This window comes from Kutzneria sp. NPDC052558, assembly GCF_044547355.1.
Classification (GTDB): Bacteria; Actinomycetota; Actinomycetes; order Mycobacteriales; family Pseudonocardiaceae; genus Kutzneria.
On the sequence record NZ_JBIUAG010000016.1, the window covers coordinates 116,113 to 132,944 of the forward strand.

The 16,832-nt window shown below is 69.6% G+C and carries 17 protein-coding genes; 7 read left to right on the top strand and 10 right to left on the bottom strand.

Translation table 11 applies throughout. From position 1 onward, the window contains the following. Positions 1-121: 121 nt before the first annotated feature. The 3 genes from ACIG5F_RS27465 to ACIG5F_RS27475 are packed head-to-tail and all read left to right on the top strand — an operon-like array spanning position 122 to position 2,010. The gene (locus ACIG5F_RS27465) at positions 122-535 is read left to right on the top strand and encodes a MaoC family dehydratase N-terminal domain-containing protein (protein ID WP_396522238.1); all 414 of its coding nucleotides are present in this window, start codon (positions 122-124) and stop codon (positions 533-535) included. After that, positions 532-954 (top strand): MaoC/PaaZ C-terminal domain-containing protein, encoded by a 423-nt coding sequence (locus tag ACIG5F_RS27470; RefSeq protein ID WP_396522240.1) that lies wholly within the window; start codon positions 532-534, stop codon positions 952-954. Before ACIG5F_RS27465 ends, ACIG5F_RS27470 begins: the two co-directional genes overlap by 4 nt. A 3-nt stretch (positions 955-957) precedes the next feature. Then, on the top strand, positions 958-2,010 hold the full coding sequence (locus ACIG5F_RS27475) for a lactonase family protein (protein ID WP_396522242.1): 1,053 nt from the start codon (positions 958-960) through the stop codon (positions 2,008-2,010). A gap of 60 nt (positions 2,011-2,070) precedes the next feature. Here the strand turns inward: ACIG5F_RS27475 and ACIG5F_RS27480 are convergent, their stop codons facing one another. Next, positions 2,071-3,474, bottom strand: coding sequence for an MFS transporter (locus tag ACIG5F_RS27480; RefSeq protein WP_396522244.1), 1,404 nt, complete (start codon positions 3,472-3,474; stop codon positions 2,071-2,073). A 140-nt stretch (positions 3,475-3,614) separates the two neighbouring features. Between ACIG5F_RS27480 and ACIG5F_RS27485 the strand changes: the two genes are divergently transcribed. Both ACIG5F_RS27485 and ACIG5F_RS27490 read left to right on the top strand, forming a co-directional pair. Continuing rightward, a complete protein-coding gene (locus ACIG5F_RS27485) occupies positions 3,615-5,789 on the top strand; it encodes an MMPL family transporter (RefSeq protein ID WP_396522246.1) in 2,175 nt (724 codons plus the stop codon). A 22-nt stretch (positions 5,790-5,811) separates the two neighbouring features. Further along, complete coding sequence (locus ACIG5F_RS27490; protein ID WP_396522248.1) at positions 5,812-6,837, top strand: aldo/keto reductase; 1,026 nt, start codon at positions 5,812-5,814, stop codon at positions 6,835-6,837. Positions 6,838-7,132: 295 nt separating this feature from the next. Here the strand turns inward: ACIG5F_RS27490 and ACIG5F_RS27495 are convergent, their stop codons facing one another. From ACIG5F_RS27495 to ACIG5F_RS27535, 9 genes are all read right to left on the bottom strand, one after another. Further along, entirely contained in the window at positions 7,133-7,387 is a 255-nt protein-coding gene (locus tag ACIG5F_RS27495) for a hypothetical protein (protein ID WP_396522250.1), read from the bottom strand. Positions 7,388-7,395: 8 nt separating this feature from the next. Continuing rightward, positions 7,396-8,373 (bottom strand): TNT domain-containing protein, encoded by a 978-nt coding sequence (locus ACIG5F_RS27500; RefSeq protein ID WP_396522252.1) that lies wholly within the window; start codon positions 8,371-8,373, stop codon positions 7,396-7,398. Next, on the bottom strand, positions 8,370-9,149 hold the full coding sequence (locus tag ACIG5F_RS27505) for an ESX secretion-associated protein EspG (RefSeq protein WP_396522254.1): 780 nt from the start codon (positions 9,147-9,149) through the stop codon (positions 8,370-8,372). Before ACIG5F_RS27505 ends, ACIG5F_RS27500 begins: the two co-directional genes overlap by 4 nt. A 33-nt stretch (positions 9,150-9,182) precedes the next feature. Next, a complete protein-coding gene (locus ACIG5F_RS27510) occupies positions 9,183-10,421 on the bottom strand; it encodes a WXG100 family type VII secretion target (protein ID WP_396522256.1) in 1,239 nt (412 codons plus the stop codon). After that, on the bottom strand, positions 10,421-11,020 hold the full coding sequence (locus ACIG5F_RS27515) for a DUF3558 domain-containing protein (protein WP_396522258.1): 600 nt from the start codon (positions 11,018-11,020) through the stop codon (positions 10,421-10,423). The genes ACIG5F_RS27510 and ACIG5F_RS27515 overlap by 1 nt, the downstream gene beginning before the upstream one ends. A 30-nt stretch (positions 11,021-11,050) precedes the next feature. After that, entirely contained in the window at positions 11,051-11,527 is a 477-nt protein-coding gene (locus ACIG5F_RS27520; protein ID WP_396522260.1) for a hypothetical protein, read from the bottom strand. A 234-nt stretch (positions 11,528-11,761) separates the two neighbouring features. Beyond that, entirely contained in the window at positions 11,762-11,998 is a 237-nt protein-coding gene (locus ACIG5F_RS27525; protein ID WP_396522262.1) for a hypothetical protein, read from the bottom strand. 531 nt (positions 11,999-12,529) lie between these two features. After that, positions 12,530-12,982 (bottom strand): N-acetyltransferase, encoded by a 453-nt coding sequence (locus ACIG5F_RS27530; RefSeq protein ID WP_396522264.1) that lies wholly within the window; start codon positions 12,980-12,982, stop codon positions 12,530-12,532. 30 nt (positions 12,983-13,012) lie between these two features. Beyond that, entirely contained in the window at positions 13,013-13,633 is a 621-nt protein-coding gene (locus ACIG5F_RS27535) for a MerR family transcriptional regulator (protein WP_396522429.1), read from the bottom strand. Positions 13,634-13,765: 132 nt separating this feature from the next. Between ACIG5F_RS27535 and ACIG5F_RS27540 the strand changes: the two genes are divergently transcribed. Continuing rightward, positions 13,766-15,931 (top strand): MMPL family transporter, encoded by a 2,166-nt coding sequence (locus ACIG5F_RS27540; protein ID WP_396522266.1) that lies wholly within the window; start codon positions 13,766-13,768, stop codon positions 15,929-15,931. A gap of 169 nt (positions 15,932-16,100) precedes the next feature. Further along, entirely contained in the window at positions 16,101-16,820 is a 720-nt protein-coding gene (locus ACIG5F_RS27545; protein WP_396522268.1) for an acetate uptake transporter, read from the top strand. The last annotated feature ends 12 nt before the right edge of the window (positions 16,821-16,832 follow it).

Below are 16,832 nucleotides of genomic sequence, written 5' to 3' on the forward strand. Positions count from 1 at the left end.
CAACAGCCCACCAAGATCAAGGGACCAAACCTCTCGTTGAACGTCAGGAAGGGCCCCTTCATGACGTTCAACGTCAGGAAGGGGCCCTTCATGACATAAAACGGCCGACCGGGAGGACCCGATGGGGCTCAACACCGAATTTCTGGGCCGGGTCTTCCCGGCCACCGAGCCGTACGAGGTGGGCCGGGAGAAGATCCGCGAGTTCGTGCGGGCCACCGGGGGCACGCCGCCGGCGGAGAATCTTGTCGCCCCGCCGACTTTTGCCGTGCTGCTGACGATGAACGCCGAGTTCCGGGTGATGTTCGACCCGGGGCTCGGGCTGGACGCGGGCCGGCTGCTGCACCGGGACCAGCGGTTCGAGCACCACCGGCCGATCGTGCCCGGCGACCGGTTGACCGTGACGGTGCGGGTGGCCGGCGTCGACGACGTCGGCGGCAACGACGTGCTCACGCTGTCCAGCAGAGTATCCACTGTGGACGATGAACCGGTCTGCACCGGCACCTCGGTGATCGTCTGCCCGAGGGCCGCGCAATGAGCGCCGTGACCGTCGGGGAAAAGCTTCCCGAGCTGCGGCAACGGATCACGCGCCTGGACCTGATCCGCTACGCCGCCGCGGCCGGCGACTTCAACCGCATCCACTGGAGCGACCGAGCCGCCGCCGCGGCCGGCCTGCCCGACGTGATCGCCCACGGCATGCTCACCCTGGCGGTGGCCATGCGGGCGGTCACGGACTGGGCCGGCGGCCTCGGCGGCGTTGTCGAGTGCACCGGCCGGTTCGCCCGCCCGGTGGTGGTGCCCGACGACGAGCACGGCGCGGAGCTGGTGGTGAACGCGGTGGTCGCCGAGGTGTTGGCCGATGCGCGGGTCCGCGTCGACATCACCGTGACCTGCCAGGGACAGAAGGTACTGACCAGATCCAGGGCGCTGGTCGCCCTGGCCTCACCGGAGGAATGAGCCATGACTGATCTGCGCCGCCCGACGCGGCTGCTCGTCGGCGGCTACGCGGGCACCGACACCCCGTCGGCCGCCGTGCACAGCGTCGCCCTCGACCTGGACATGAGCCTGCTCGGCACGGCCGAGGCGGTCGTCGACGTGCCCAACGCGTTCCATCTCGCGGCCTCGCCGAGCGGCCGAACCGTCTACGCCGCAAGCAATGTCGCCGACGGCCATGTGCACGTGCTGCGGCTGGGCGCCGGCGGTTCGGTGACCCGGATGGGCACCCGCTCGACCGAGGGCGCCGGTCCGGTGCACGTGGCCGTGCACCCGGCCGGCCGGCATCTGCTGGCCGCCAACCACGACTCGGGCACGGTGGCGGTGTTCGAGCTCGGCGACGACGAGATGGTCGGCGCGGTGACCGATGTCGTGCAGCACAAGGGATCCGGTCCGAACCCGATGGGGCAGGCCGGCCCGCACCCGCACGCCGTGGTGCCCGATCCGACCGGCGAGTGGCTGCTGGTGCCGGACAAGGGCGACGACCACGTGCACGTCTACCAGCTCGATGTGACGACCGGAAAGCTGGTGGCGCAGGGGCAGTACCGCGTCGGCTCCGGAGTCGGCCCGCGGGCGCTGGTGTTCCACCCGGACGGCGAGCACGTGTATGTCGTGGGGGAGCTGGACAACACCATCACGGTGTGCCGCTGGGAGGCCGAGAACGGCACGCTGTCGGTGTTGTCCACGGTGTCGACGCTGCCGCCCAACACCCAGTCGTGGAACGCCCCGTCGGCGCTGGTCGTGTCGAGCGACGGCCGGCAGGTTTTCGTCGGCAACCGCGGGCACGAGAGCATCGCGGTGTTCACGGTCCGGCCTGGGGGCCTGGATCTGGTGGGGCATCAGCAGTTGGGCGTGCCGGTGACCACGCTGCCGTGGGATCTGGCCCTGGACGGCGACCTGCTGTTCGCGGTGAACCAGTTGGCCGGCACCCTGGTGACGCTGCGCCTGGACGGGGCGAGGCTGGAGACGGCGGGGGAGCCGGTGGCCGTGCCGCACCCGGCGTGCATCCTGCTGGTCTGACTGCCGGTCGGACGGGACAAGACAATGCCGCCAGGACGACGTCCTGGCGGCATTGTCTTGTCAGGCCGGCACCGGCTCGGCGACCGCGGCGGCCTGGCGGGTGGCGGTCCGAGGCATCAGCACGGACAGAACCGTTGCCACCGCGAGGATCGCCACGCCGACCCACAGCGCGGCGTGCAGGCCGGCGACGAACGCCGGGGTCGAGCCGTAGCCGCCGACGCTGGAGAAGACCGCCGCCAGCACGCCGATTCCGAGCACCACCCCGACCTGGCGCATCGAGCTGTTCACGCCGGCGGCGACGCCGTCGAAGGCCGGCGGCGTGAAGTCCAGCGTCTGCCGGGCGCTGAGCGCGAAGAAGATGCCCATGCCCACGCCGGCCAGCAGCAGCGCCGGCAGCGCGGCCAGGTAGTTCATGGTCGGCCCGCTGACCAGCGCCAGCCAGGCCAGCGCCACCGCCTGCACCACGCCGCTGAGCACCATCAGCCGGTGCACGCCGACCCGTTCGGCCAGCATGCCGGCCAGCGGGGCCACCACCAGCGGCATGATCGTCCACGGCAGTGTGCGCGCCCCGGCCGTCAGGGCGGAGTAGTGCAGCACGTTCTGCAGGTACTGCATCAGTAGGAACACCGCCCCGAACATGCCGCCCTGCTGGAGCAGCGCGACCAGGTTGGCGAGGCTGAAACCCCTGGTGCGGAACAACATCGGCGGCACGACCGGGAAGCGGGACCGGTTCTCCCACAACGCGAACGCCACCAGCAGTGCCACGCCGGCCACCGCCGAGACCAGCACCAGCGGGTCGCCCCAGCCGTTCTCGCCGGCGCCGATCAGGCCGTACACCACGCCGAGCAGGCCGCCGGTGACCAGCAGCGTGCCCGGCACGTCCAGCTTGGCGTGCGGTCCGTGGCTCTCCCTGAGCCACAGCATGGCCAGCGGCACCAGCAGCACGCCGATCGGCACGTTGACCCAGAAGATCCAGTGCCAGTCGCCGAACTGCACGATCAGGCCGCCGACCACCGGGCCGAGCGCGATGGCCAGCCCGCTCATGCCGGACAGGCCGGCGATGGCCATGCCGCGGCGGCGCTCCGGGACGGCGTTGACCAGCAGGGTCAGCGCCAGCGGGAAGATCACCGAGCCGCCGGCGCCCTGGAGGGCCCGGGCGGCGACCAGCGTGCCGATCGAGTCGGCGGTGGCGGCCAGCGCGCTGGCCAGCGTGAACACGGTCAGACCGGCGACGAAGGTGGCCCGCCGGCCGAACCGGTCGCCCAGCAGGGCCGCGGTCAGCAGGAACACCGCGTAGGTCAGGGTGTAGGCGTTGACCGTCCACTCCAGGGTGGACAGCGAGCTGTGGAAGTCCCGCTGAATGGTGGGCAACGCCGTGGTCACCACCAGGTTGTCCAGCGAGGCCATGAACGCGGCCACACCGGTGATCAGGAAGGTCGGCAGCCCGGCTCCCCGCTTGGACATCGCTCCTCCAGGTGTCGGTGCCCGTGGGCCATCCGCGTGAACTGGCGCCGAAGGAACCTTGCGCACCCCCGCGGGCAATGTGGATAGTATAGGTACCGATAGTGGATATGTTAACTACCAGCCGCACGTTAGGGGAGATCATGTTCTCTGCGCTGGGTGCGTTTGTCGTCGCCAGGCGGCGCTGGGTGCTGATCGGTACCCTGATCTTCCTGGTGTTCGCCGGGATCTTCGGCGCCGGCGCGTTCTCCGGCTTCTCCGGCTCGGCCGGCTTCGACGACCCGGGCAGCCAGTCCAGCCGGGCCGACGCCCTGCTGGCCGGCCCGCTGGGCACCGGGGGCGCCGATGTCGTCGTGCTGTACGAGAACCCCAACGCCACCGTGGACGACCCGCAGTTCGCCGGGCCGGTCCAGCAGGCGCTGGCCGGGGTGCCGCGGGCCGGGCTGGCCCGGCTCGACAGCTACTGGACCACGCACGACCCGGCCTACGTCTCGGCCGACAAACACTCCACCTACGTCGAGGTCCAGTTCAGGACCACCGACGACCCGAGCCGGATCACCGCGCTGCGCCAGATCAAGAGCTCCTTCGCCGCGCCCGGCTTCCAGGTCCGCTTCGGCGGCTACACCGCGATGATCGACCAGATCAACGCCCAGACCTCGCGGGACATCGGGCTGGCCGAGGGCGTGTCCCTGCCGATCCTGTTCCTGTTGCTGATCCTGATGTTCCGCAGCCTGGTCGCCGCCTCGCTGCCACTGGCCGTCGGCATCACCGCCGCGGTCGGCTCGCTGGCCGTGCTGCGCGGCGTCATGTACTTCGTCGACCTCTACACGTTCGCCATCAACGTGGTCACGATCCTGGGACTGGGACTGGCCATCGACTACGCGCTACTCATGGTCAACCGGTTCCGGGAGGAACTGGCCGCCGGCCGCACGGTCGAGGCGGCGGTGCGCCGAACGGTGTCGACCGCCGGCCGCACCGTGGTGTTCTCCGGCCTGGCGGTGGCGATCTCGTTCATCGGCCTTGCCCTGTTCCCGTCGCGCTTCCTCCAGTCCATGGGCTACGCCGGCGTGGCCACGGTGCTGTTCGCGGTGATCAGTTCGTTGACCGTGCTGCCGGCGTTGCTGAGGGTCGTCGGCACGCGGGTCAACTCGCTGCGGATTCCGTTGCCACGCCGGCGTTCTGCTGCGCAGGTGACCGACGAGCGGCAGGGCCGCTGGTACCGGACGGCGCAGGCGATCATGCGCCGGCCGCTGGTCAGCACGGTCGGCATCGTGGTGGTGCTGCTGTTGCTGGGCACGCCGTTCCTGGGCGTGAACTGGGCCCGGCCGGGCGACTGGGTGCTGCCGGTCAACTCCGACGCCCGCGCGGTGACGCAGGTGCTGGGCAGCCAGTTCACCGCCGACCCGGCCAAGACCGTGACCGGCGTGGTGGAGTTCCCGGGCGCGGCCGACACCGCGCAGGCGGCCGACTTCGCGCAGCGGCTGGGCGCGGTGCCCGGCGTGACCAGCGCGAAAGTCACGGGCAGCAACGGAAACCTGGCCCGGGTGACCCTGGGCTACACCATGGACCCGATGTCCCCGCCGGCCGAGACCATGGTCCGCGACATCCGCGCGGTGTCGCCGCCGGCCGGCAGCCAGGCCCTGTTCACCGGCATGCCGGCGTCCCGTGTGGACATTCAGCAGATGATCGTCTCGCGGCTGCCCTGGCTGGCCCTGTTCGTCGCACTCGTGTCTTTTGTGGTGATGTTCCTTGCCTTCGGTTCGGTGGTCCTGCCGCTGAAGTCGTTGCTGATGAACCTGTTGTCGCTGTCGGCCTCGTTCGGCGCGATCAAGCTGATCTTCCAGGACGGCTGGCTGTCCGGGCCGCTGAACTTCGTGCCGGTGGGGGCGGTGGACATCAACTTCCCGGTGCTGATCGTCGCCGTGGCCTTCGCGCTTTCCATGGACTACGAGGTTTTCCTGCTCTCGCGGGTCCGGGAGCAGTACGCTCGGACCGGCGACACCACCGAGTCGATGGCCCTGGGCCTGCAGCGCACGGCGAAGATCATCACCAGCGCCGCGCTGCTGCTGGTCGTGGTCACCGGCGGCTTTGTGCTCTCCCAGGTGACGCTGATGAAGATGATCGGCGTCGGCCTGGTCATCGCGATCGTGGTGGACGCGACCATCGTGCGCGGCCTGCTCGTGCCGGCCACCATGCGGCTGCTGGGCAAGTGGGCCTGGTGGGCGCCCGCGCCGATGGCCCGCTGGTGGCGGCGGCACGGCATCCGCGAGGACGACGAGCCCGATCCCGTGGCCACGCGTGAACCGGTCGCCGTCTGACTTCGTGAAAGGACTTCCCGAGATGGACTACCGACCGCTGGGCCGGACCGGCATCAAGGTCAGCCCGATCTGCTTGGGGGCCATGATGTTCGGCCCCTGGGGCGGCACCGAACTGGACGAGTCCGCGGCCATGATCGGCCGCGCCCTGGATGCCGGGGTCAACTTCGTCGACACCGCCGACGTCTACTCCTGGGGCGGCTCCGAGGAGATCGTCGGGCAGGTGCTGGAGAAGACCGGCGCCCGGGACAAGGTGGTGCTGGCCAGCAAGTTCCACAACCCGATGGGGGAGGACCCCAACCAGCGCGGCAACTCGCGGCGCTGGATCATGACGGCCGTCGAGAACAGCCTGCGGCGGCTGCGCACCGACTGGATCGACGTGTACCAGGTGCACCGGCCCGATCTCGACACTGACATCGAGGAGACGCTCGGCGCCATGAGCGACCTCGTGCGGTCGGGAAAGGTGCGCCAGATCGGCACGTCCACCTTCCCGGCGTCGATGCTGGTCGAGGCGCAGTGGGCGGCCGAGCGGCGAGGGTACGAGCGGTTCACCACCGAGCAGCCGCCTTATTCCATCCTGGCCCGCGGCATCGAGGCTGAGGTGCTGCCGGTGGCCCAGCGCTATGGGCTCGGCGTGCTCACCTGGAGCCCGCTGGCCGGCGGTTGGCTGTCCGGCCGCTACCGCATCGGCGACGTGCCCGAGAGCCGGCGGACCGTCATGCTGCCCGACCGGTACGACCTGGCGGTGGAGGGAAACCAGCGCAAGCTGGCCGCCGCCGACGCGCTGGCCAAGCTGGCCGAGGAATCGGGGCTCACGCTCATCGAGCTCTCCCTCGGCTTCGTGCTGGCCCACCCGGCCGTCACGTCGGTGATCATCGGGCCGCGCACCATGGAGCACCTCGACAGCCAACTGCCCGGGGCCGACGTCCGGCTGCCGGCCGACGTGCTCGACCGGATCGACGAGATCGTGCCGCCCGGGGTCACGCTGAACGCCGCCGACGACGGCTGGTCCCACCCGGCACTCAGCGACCCGGCGCACCGTCGGCGGTAGCGCGGTCGCTCGCGGGCGGCGGCCGCCATCACCCCCTCCGACGGCCGCCGCCACTCCTCCCCGAACGCCAGGAAGGCCCTTTCACTGCGATTCCATCCACTCTCGCGGCCGCGAGCAGCATGGCCTCCTTCAACTGGACCTGGGCCCCGTGCTGGGCGTGCAACCGATCCAACCACTCGTGCCGGCGCTCCGGAGACATCGCGTCCAGCTCAGCGCGAACGTCCTCAGGCAGGTCCAGGGCGTAGGCTCGTCCATGATCACCTCGCCTTGTCGGGGCGTGCCAGGACTGGTCGGGTCACTCCGGCAGAACCAGCCTCTTGAACATCACCTGCTCGTGTGCGAGAACGCCAAACAGGTACATGCACGCTGTGTGCTCAGTCGGGACCACCACGTGTTGGTTCTTCTGGCCACGCTCGTAGTAGAACACCTCCCACTGACCATCGGCGGTTTGTTGGACGCAGTAGCGCTCGTCCCCGATCCCACCGACAACGATTTCCGTCGCCGGCAGTCCGATGTACTTCAGGTCTGAGATCAGGTCCCGCGTGTTCATTCTGGCCTCTAGTCATCGCCGGTGGCTTCCCTGAGGTAGCCCTTTTCGAGAAGGTCTTTGACGCTGTATTGTCCCAGGTAGTACTGGGTACCGCCGCCGGCCTGGTCGAACCAGCCGGCAGCAGGACCAACCCACGCCGGGAACGGGCGGGCGACCTCGTAGCTGTGGTACGGCGCGTCCAGCGTGAACGGCGGCAGCGCCCGCGCCTCCCACGGAGCGCCCTCGGGGGCAAGGAACTTGCCGCGCTCGGCGCCGAACCGGTCCAGCCGTGTGCCTGAAGGAACCCATTCCGCGTGTTTGTCGTCTGGTGATTGGAAGCCTTCGGGGTGGCCGTGTTCGGCCGTCGGATATCGGTACTGCTCGAACCCGCTGTGGGGATCACGCCCTTCGGACCACTTCGCATTGAACTGATCAAGTTCAGCGCCTTGTAGTGGCCGGCGGCCGCTCACGATGGCGTCGTACTTCTCTGCCCCCGGTTTGAGTCCCGGGTGCACATCAACCGGAGCGTTCGGCCCGCTGATCCAGTCACTGTCCGGCTTCGGCTCGCCGAACTGCTCCCGCAACCGGCGTTGTTGCTCCGCACGGGAATCGTGGCCCTTCGGCGTCGATGTCGTTGTGCGGGAACGTGGATTGCCTCTGCCCTTGGGGCCGATGTCGCCCTTGGTGTCGGGGTGCAGCTTCTTCAGCAGGCCGGCGCCGTGCTCGTCGGCTTGCTCGTGCAGATCGGCGGTGGTGTGCAGGCGTTTGCCCGCGCCTTCGGCGACGCGCCCGCCTTCGTTGAAGACCTTGCCGGTGGTCTGCACGCCCTTGCCGAGCGCCTTGCTGATCACGCTGCCGAGCCCGGACCGGTCCCCACTGGCATGTGAGACCAGCCGCTGTCCGGCCGACTCCAGCTTCTGACCGCCGTCGGCCAGCTTCCCGCCGAAGGTGCCCAGCTTGGCACCGGATCGGCGGAGGTGTTCAGGGTTGGTGTGGATCTTGCTCACGAACGGTCACCCGCGTCGGAAAGCACACGCCAGGTCTCGTACAACTTGGTCATCAGCAACTGCGGACTGCCCGGTGCTGTGATCACCCATCGCTGGCCAGAGGTGGTCGTGGTCTGCGTCAACCAGCGGCCCTCGGCGGTGTCCCGCACGGTGATCGGACTGCCGGACTGCCGGCGACGACCGTCCCGGCCACGCACCGCCACATACAGCTGGCCGCCGCCCAGCGCCGGTTGCGCCAACAGGGCGCGCAACGCCCGCACGTCCTGAGCCTCGGCCTGTTGTCCGAACCCGGCGAACCCCTCCTCACCACCCGCGGCGCGCTCGCCGGTGAGGTCGCTGGCCGCCACATTCAACGACCGGCCCTGCGCCGGCGCGAGCGGCGGTAGCTGCGCCACAACTGCGTCGGCCACCGCGTCCGGCCGCACCGACGACAGCGTCACAGCCTGCCCGGACCGCACGACCAACACCGCTTCGCGACCGCAGGCGGCGCCCAGCACCCCCACCGTCTGGTGCGCGCCGCCGATCCAGCCGAAGAACTCCACCTCGGGCCGGGTCAGCGCCTCGATCGTCTCGCGCAGCTCCCCGGCGACCACGCCCGCGGTCACCAGGCCACACGCGGCGAGCTCGGCCAACGCCCGCTGATCAGCTTCTCGTCGGGCCTGCTCGTCCAGCCATTCCACGGTGGACACCAGCACCGGCGGCATCCGGTCGAGGCCCTCCCACCGCCAGAACGCGGTGAGGACATCCATCGACAACTCGACGCGCGCACGCAGCACGCCCAACCCCCAGGTGTGTCGTTCTCGTGTCTGCTAGTCCATGCCGATGACCGGCGGCACCGTCGGCGGCAGCTTGCCGACCAGCTCGTCGGAGTAGTCGTCCTCCAGGTAGGCCGCGGACTTGTGCTCGCGGTCCTCCTCCTTGCGGCCGCCCCGGCCAGCGCCGCCACCGGCCATGCCCGACGCGCCCGCCGCCCCGGCCGCACCGGGGCGACCAGCTGCGGCGGCCGCGCCCGGACCGCCCTCGCCGACGCCGCCGACACCTGCCCGGTTACCCGCGCCAGCCTGGCCGCCGGACGATCCCGTGCCGCCGACGCCACCGGCACCCGAGCGGAACCCCCGCGCGCCAGCGCCGCCGGCCGAGGCACCCGCACCGCCGGAGCCGAGCGGGCCGAACGCGCCGCCGAACCCGTCCACACCGCCACTACCCGGACCCAAGCCGGAACCCGAGCCACCGCCGGGCGGATTCAGACCGCCGCCGCCCGGATAGGACTGACCGCCCGGCCAGCCTTGAGTGTTGGTCGACCCGCCGCCGCCCGGGTACCCGGGCGTGCCCGGACCTCCCGAGCCACCGGGACCGCTTCCCCCGCCGGCAACACCGCCAGCGCCACCGCCGAGCGAAGGGGACCACCCCGGCGCACCCGGGCCGCCACCGGTGTTCGGGACGACGTGACGCCCCGAACCGCCGGGCCCATCAACACCGGTGTCGCCGGTCTGTGTCTGGGTGGGTGCGAGCGCGATGTCCGAAGTCGACCCGCCCGGGGTGCCGTAGTCGGTCGGCAATCCGTTGTGGTTGTAGGTCGAGGCGTTGGCGTAGCTGTTGTAGGCGGCGACGTTGGCGTGGGCCTTGTCGGACCAGTCCTGCACCTTGTTCATGTAGCCGCCGCCGGTGATCAGGCTGACGCCGCTCGCGTCGCTGAGCACGTCCATGACCGACGCCGACGGCGGGTCGTTGGGGATGTCGTGGACGCTGTTGTTGGCGACGTGGAAGGAGTCGGTTTGCCGGGACAGCAAGTCCTGGTGGGTGCTCAGCGCGGTTTGCGCCGTCTTCAGGTAGTCCTCCAGCGGACCCGTGCCGGACTGGGCGGCTTCGGAGGCGTCGCCAGACCACGCGGATCCCAGGCTCGCCTTCAGCGCCGCGACATCGGTGATGCGGTCCAGATGGGTCTTCGCCAGGGCCGCCGAGGCCCGCTGTGCGTCCTGGGTGCTGCCGGTGCCGGGCCCGGCGGTCACCGCGTTGTGGATGTCACCCGGACCGAGTCCTCCGCCCATCACGCCCCCGCTCGGAGATTGGTCATCACCATGTCCGCGATCTTCTCCGCCACATCGCACGGAGTCTTCACATTCGGCCCCGAGTTGACGTTCACCGACACCGAGTAGTCGAGAGTGTCACTCACCCCGACCGCAATACCGCAAGCTCCATCCGGGCGGTCCTCAACCTGCCCGTACAGCACAGCCGGATACCCCTGAATTGGGTTCACCGGTTCGAAGTAGCCACCCTGGCGCAACGAGTCCTTCTGCTCGTAGAGCGAACTCAATCCGGACTTGTTCGAGGTGACGAATTGCACTTCGAATCCGAGCATCGCCGGCAATTTTGAGGTGTCATGCCAGTCACAGCTCGGCCCCAGGGAAGCGTCGCTCAGTTTCTTGTCGGCGACGATACCCAGTTGCGCGATTTGCTGGTCTGTGATGACGCTGCACGGGGCGGCCTGAGCCTTGGACGTGTCGAGCGGATTGGCCACGTGCGGCGTGCCGGCCGGCAGCGAGGTCGCAGGCGTGGAGGTTTGCGGTGACGGCGTCCCTCCGGTCGACGGGGAAGAGCAGCCGGTCGCGACCACGGCCAGGGCCGCCGTCGCGGCGAGACTGAACATGGCCTTGCGGCTTCGACGACGCACTTACAGTCACTTGCCCTTCTGGTCCGGCTGGCCGGTTTTTGACTGATTGATTTGATTGAACTGCTGCGCGTTCGACTGGTCGACCTCGGTGTGAGCGTTGAGCACCACGGTCAGCTTGTCAATGTACCCTTTGACGTACCGCTGTGCCGCCAGATTCGCGTTTACGTAGGCTTGCCCGGACCTGTTAGCCCCATCGGCGAACGACTTTCCCGCCGCGTCGAGATCGCTACCCGCAGGTTTCACCTGCGTCATGGGTCGAGCCGTTCGGGCGTCCTCTTGGAGCTTTTCCAGGAACTGGCTCCATTGCTTGAGGGAGGCGTTCATCTGGTCGATGTCCATGGTGAACTTGCCGCCGCCGGGCGATACTCCGCCGAACACGTGCATCGACAGAGCGTGGATCGCCGCCTCCCGGATCGCCGGGCTGCGGCTGGCCCCCACCTGCGGAGTCGGCGGCGTTTGCGCCTGCCCACCTTGGTCGCTCATCGCGCCCTCTTCCCCTCGCGTCCACGCACCCCCACGGAGTGGTCGTGGCGACGACTCGCCTGCCACTGCCACTCCGACGCAGCCCGCCATCGATCCGTTCCCTCGGCAGGTCACGCTGTGCCGATCGATGGTAGCGGTCAGCGCATGAACCGGGCGGCGTCGCGAAACGCGCAATCACCCGCCCGGGCCACCACCCTGGTGGTCGGACGGGTGCGCGTAGATACGAGACAAACATCACCTACCGGTGGCAGCCTCCAGATTCGTCAGCAGCATCCCGATCTGCGCGCCGGTGAACCGCAGCACCTCGCCGGTCGCGGTGGTCAGCACCAGTTCGCTGTCCTGGACGCTGATCGCCAACTGGGCCTGCTCACCGTTGGCGTCGGTATAGAAGCACCACAAGCCGCTCGCCAGCGCGGCGAGGCGGGCCGGGTTGATGTGGTCGTCGGGGTGCTGCTCGTCCTCGGTGTTCATGGAGTCCTGTTCGCAGAGGTGTCGACGGCGGGCAAGCACCTCGGGGGGTATGTGCGGCGCAGCCGAATCAATCGCGCGGTCAACGACTCGGTTCGGGTCATGATGTCCCTCGCTGCGGCCGCCCGGCTCGGCGCACGACAAGGACGCCCGTGATTGGTGCGTCGACGAAGTACGGAGGCACTGCTGCGGTGGGCTACGCAAACCCTCTGACGGACTGTGGCCACTCCAGCCGGGATGTGGCCCCGCTTGGCACCCACGCGTGCCGTGGCCGAGCATAGTCGGCCGCGATCAGGCGGTGATCCAGGCTCCCCTTGAACGGACGGCTTGTCATGCCTGATCGCTAACTCTGTGTGAAGGATCAGCTGCGAGGCACCCTCACCCACCCGGCCAGCCCCCCGCGAAGGCAGCGCCGGCCGCGACCGACAACCCACCCATTGGCAACTGCGCGGCGCGGGCGCACGAAGCACAACCAGGCCCATCCACCACACCAGCGAGGGACCACGGTCTGACCGACACACTCCCTTGCCCGTATCAGGGCCTGGGGGCGTAGCGCACGGCGGTGAAGGGCCAGGCGGTCGCCAGCCAGGCGGAGACGGTCTCGTACAGCGGTTTGTCCAGCTCGGCGCGGTCGGCCCGGACCCACGAGTGCACGCGCGCGGCGGTGTCGTCCCGGGTCGGGTAGATGTAGAGGCAGCCGATCACGTCGTCGCCGTCGAGGACCGAGTAGGTGAAGCCGGCCCGGCGGGCGAAGTCGGCGGCATGGCGGGTCAGGTCGGCGAGGTTGCTTTCCAGCGGCATGCCCTCGGCCGGGGGCCAGGTCCACTCGTCGAAGCCCGGCGTCGCCCTGATGTGCGCGATGCTGCTCGTCCACGCCGCGTGGTCGCGCTCGTTGTGCTGCGGCCCAAGGGGTTCCAGGCGGAACCGGTCGGCGGCCGGCACGGGTGGGGCGGCGAAGTCGTCGGTGATCCACTCTGACCAGGACATGCGGCCAACGTAGCCCGCGCCCGCAAGCCGTTAGTGCGGCTTGGGGGTGGTGGCCACGCTTTCCTGGGCCAGGCGGCGCATCGAGGCCATGATGGCGTCCCCGAGCAGGGTCCAGATCACCACGGTCTCGGCCATGCTGTCGGCGTCGGCCAGGCCCTGCACCATGCCGACCTCGTCGACGGCGAGGCGGCCGGCGGCGTCGGCGTAGGTGTCGAGCACGCCGAAGAGGTCCTGCTGGCCCAGCCGGGTGAGGGTGGCCAGCACGTCGGCCAGGGCGCGGCGGGCCGGGTTGGTGGGGCCGACCCGCCAGCCGTGGTCGGCGATGAGCTTGTTGACCCGCTCCACAGCCTCGTGCCAGGCGTCGTCCTCGACGTGCTCACGCAGCGTGGTGGTGGAGTACTGGGCCTTGCCCACGGCGTAGAGCGGATTGCCGCCGCCGGCGCTCATCTTGTCCAGCACCTCGCGGGCGGCGGCCACGGACAGGCCGCCGACGTCGATCAGCGCCCGCACCAGCTTGAGCCGCCGCACGTGCGACTGCTCGTACTGGGCCTGGTTGGGACTGGTCCGCTCGCCGGGCGGGACCAGGCCTTCCCGCATGTAGTACTTGATGGTCGGGACCGGCACGCCGGACTCGCGGCTCAGCTCCGTCATCCGCACGGCGCGCTCCCATCCTTCGGTTACCACACAGTTTACTTGCCATCACCGCTTTCGGTAGTGGATAGTGTCGATACAAGTATTAGATAGTGTAGCTATCAGACATTTCGCCACAATTGGGGGAAGCCGATGTTCGCCGCACTGGGCGCGTTCGCCGCCCGCCGCCGTCGCCTCGTCCTGCTGCTCGCGCTCGCGTTCCTCCTGGTCGGCGGGGCCTGGGGCGCGGGCGCGCCGGGCTCGCTGTCCGGCGGCGGCGGCTTCGACGACCCCGGCAGCGAGTCCAGCCACGCCGACACGCTGCTGGCCGGGCAGCTCGGGCGGCAGGTCACCGACGTGGTCGCCGTCTATCACAGCGACACGGCCACGGTCGACGATCCGGCCTTCGCCCAAGCCGTGCGGACGGCGGCCGCGCGCGTGCCGCGGACCACCGTGACCCGGCTGGAGACGTTCTGGAGCACGGGATCCGCCGCCTTCGTCTCCGCCGACCGCCATTCCACCTACGTCGGCGTGCAGCTGGCCTCGGCCGACGACCAGACCCGCGTCACCCAGTTCAAGGCCATCCAGGGCAGCTTCGCCGCGCCCGGGCTGACCGTGAGGTTCGGCGGCATGACCCCGATGACCCAGCAGGTCAACCAGCAGGTGGGCCAGGACATCGCCCGGGCCGAGCTGCTGTCGGTCCCGGTGCTGCTGATGCTGCTCGTGGTGATCTTCGGCAGCGCGGTGGCGGCCGGGCTGCCGTTGGTGATCGGCATCCTGGCCGCGGTCGGCTCGCTGGCCGTGGTCCGCGGCGTCACGCTCGTGACCGACCTGTCGACGTTCGCCATCAACGTCGTGTCCATCCTCGGCCTCGGCCTGGCCATCGACTACTCGCTGCTGCTGGTCAACCGGTTCCGGGAGGAGCTGGCGGCCGGTCGCTCGGCCGACGACGCCGTGCGGCGGACCGTCGCCACCGCCGGCCGGACGGTGGCGTTCTCCGGCGTGACGGTGGCGATCTCCTTGCTGGGCCTGGTGGTCTTCCCGTCCAAGTTCCTCCAGTCCATGGGCTGGGCCGGCGCGTCGACGGTGCTGTTCGCGGCTCTCAGCTCGATCACTGTGCTGCCGGCGCTGCTGCGGGTGCTGGGCCCTCGGGTGAACGCCCTGCGGGTGCGGCGGCTGCGGCCGGCCGGCGACGTCAGCCGGGGCCGGTGGTACCGGGTCGCCCACGGCGTGATGCGCCGGCCGGTCGCTTCCACCGTCGGCATCGTGGTTGTGTTGGTGTTCCTGGGATCCCCGTTCTTCGGCGTCAACTGGGCCAGGCCGGGGGACTGGGTGCTGCCGGTCGGCGCCGACGCCCGCGCGGTCACGCAGATCATGGCCGGCCAGTTCCCGGCCGACCCGGCGAAGATCGTCACCGGTGTGGTCGAGTTCCCCGGCGCCGTGGATTCCGCGCAGGCCAGGGACTTTGCCAGGCGGCTGGCCGAGGTGCCCGGGGTGACCAGCTCCGCGGTCACCGGCACGTCCGGCGATCTGGCCCGGATCTCCTTGGGGTACAAGGCCGATCCGATGTCGGTGGCCGCGTCCGACATGATCCACGGCATTCGCGCCGTCGCCGCGCCGCCCGGCGCCCGCGCCTCGTTCACCGGCATGCCGGCGTCCCGCGTGGACATCGTGCGGATGATCGGTTCCGGGCTGCCGTGGATGGCCCTTTTCGTGGCGCTGGTGTCGTTTGTGGTGCTGTTCCTGGCCTTCGGTTCGGTGGTCCTGCCGCTGAAGTCGTTGCTGATGAACCTGTTGTCGCTGTCGGCCTCCTTCGGCGCGATCAAGCTGATCTTCCAGGACGGCTGGCTGTCCGGGGTGCTGAACTTCGTGCCGGTGGGGGCGGTCGACGTCGACTTCCCGGTGCTGGTGATCGCCATCGCCTTCGGTTTGTCCATGGACTACGAGGTTTTCCTGCTGTCGCGGGTGCGGGAGGAGTGGGTCCGCACCGGCGACACGACCGAGTCCGTCGCCGTCGGCCTGCAACGCACCGCCCGCATCATCACCAGCGCCGCGTTGCTGCTCGTCGTGGTCGTCGGCGGGTTCCTCATCTCCGGCATCACCTTCATGAAGATGCTCGGCGTCGGGCTGATCATCGCCGTGCTCGTCGACGCCACCGTCGTCCGTGGCCTGCTCGTGCCGGCGACCATGCGGTTGCTGGGCAAGTGGGCCTGGTGGTCGCCGGCCCCGTTGGCCCGCTGGTGGAATCGCCACGGGCTGCCCGATGTCGACGAGGAGGCCGTTTTTCCGGTGCGCCACGAGCGAGAGCTCATCGGCTGACCCGTTCACGTGAGTGGCTCACTTGACTTCCACGGTCAAGTGAGCCACTCACGTGCGTGTGTGATCGGTGACGGGAAGTAGTTGGTCCGCTTTGGGCGTGACCCCTGCTACAGTCCGATTCTCGCTGGAATAGCTATTCCGCATCGTGGACTGAAGGGCCAAAACCGCCATGACAGAGTTGTCGGCTCCCCCACTGTCTGCCCCTGCCAACGGAAACATTCCCGCCGTCGCCGCCGGTCCCCGCATCGGCCATGCCCTGCCCATCGGGGCCGCCGGCTTCGCCTGGTGCTCGCTGGCGCTGGGCCTGGCCACCCTCGGCGTGCTCAGCCCGGCCGGCGCCCCGGTCATCCTGGCCGGAACGTTCTTCTACGGCGGGATCGTCCAGCTGGTGGCCGGATTTTTCGCCCTGGCCGCCGGGACCACGTTCGCCGCCGCGTTCCTCACCGCGTACGGCGCCTTCTGGATCGGCTACTCGGCCATCGAGGTCTACGTCGTCCCGCACATCGTCGAGTCGGTCATGTCCGCGCCGGCCAATGCCGGTCTCGCCAAGGAAGTCGTCGCCGCGCAGGCGGCCCACACGGTGACCCAGTCGCTGGGCATCTTCCTGATCGCCTGGTTGGTCGTCACCCTGATCTTCACCGTCGTCAGCCTGGGCACCAACGCCGTGACCGTCACCGCTTTCCTGCTGCTGGACCTCACCATCGTGTCCCTGCTCGTGGCCTACCTCGGGGCCTCCGCCGCCGGCGCCCCGCTGTCCGCCGCCCTGCACATCGCCGGCTACGCCGAGATCGTCCTGGCCGGAGTCGCCTTCTACATCGTGCTCGCCGAACTGGTCAACGAGACGAGGGGCCGGGCCCTTCTGCCGTTGTTTCCCCTGGTGCGGGGCTGATCGCCTACGATC

Excerpts from the sequence above, each read along its gene's own strand:
- ACIG5F_RS27465 (WP_396522238.1), top strand. The coding sequence starts at position 122 with ATGGGGCTCAACACCGAATTTCTGGGCCGGGTCTTCCCGGCCACCGAG.
- ACIG5F_RS27470 (WP_396522240.1), top strand. The coding sequence starts at position 532 with ATGAGCGCCGTGACCGTCGGGGAAAAGCTTCCCGAGCTGCGGCAACGG.
- ACIG5F_RS27475 (WP_396522242.1), top strand. The coding sequence starts at position 958 with ATGACTGATCTGCGCCGCCCGACGCGGCTGCTCGTCGGCGGCTACGCG.
- ACIG5F_RS27480 (WP_396522244.1), bottom strand. The coding sequence starts at position 3,474 with ATGTCCAAGCGGGGAGCCGGGCTGCCGACCTTCCTGATCACCGGTGTG.
- ACIG5F_RS27485 (WP_396522246.1), top strand. The coding sequence starts at position 3,615 with ATGTTCTCTGCGCTGGGTGCGTTTGTCGTCGCCAGGCGGCGCTGGGTG.
- ACIG5F_RS27490 (WP_396522248.1), top strand. The coding sequence starts at position 5,812 with ATGGACTACCGACCGCTGGGCCGGACCGGCATCAAGGTCAGCCCGATC.
- ACIG5F_RS27495 (WP_396522250.1), bottom strand. The coding sequence starts at position 7,387 with ATGAACACGCGGGACCTGATCTCAGACCTGAAGTACATCGGACTGCCG.
- ACIG5F_RS27510 (WP_396522256.1), bottom strand. The coding sequence starts at position 10,421 with ATGGGCGGAGGACTCGGTCCGGGTGACATCCACAACGCGGTGACCGCC.
- ACIG5F_RS27515 (WP_396522258.1), bottom strand. The coding sequence starts at position 11,020 with ATGTTCAGTCTCGCCGCGACGGCGGCCCTGGCCGTGGTCGCGACCGGC.
- ACIG5F_RS27520 (WP_396522260.1), bottom strand. The coding sequence starts at position 11,527 with ATGAGCGACCAAGGTGGGCAGGCGCAAACGCCGCCGACTCCGCAGGTG.
- ACIG5F_RS27525 (WP_396522262.1), bottom strand. The coding sequence starts at position 11,998 with ATGAACACCGAGGACGAGCAGCACCCCGACGACCACATCAACCCGGCC.
- ACIG5F_RS27530 (WP_396522264.1), bottom strand. The coding sequence starts at position 12,982 with ATGTCCTGGTCAGAGTGGATCACCGACGACTTCGCCGCCCCACCCGTG.
- ACIG5F_RS27535 (WP_396522429.1), bottom strand. The coding sequence starts at position 13,633 with ATGACGGAGCTGAGCCGCGAGTCCGGCGTGCCGGTCCCGACCATCAAG.
- ACIG5F_RS27540 (WP_396522266.1), top strand. The coding sequence starts at position 13,766 with ATGTTCGCCGCACTGGGCGCGTTCGCCGCCCGCCGCCGTCGCCTCGTC.
- ACIG5F_RS27545 (WP_396522268.1), top strand. The coding sequence starts at position 16,101 with ATGACAGAGTTGTCGGCTCCCCCACTGTCTGCCCCTGCCAACGGAAAC.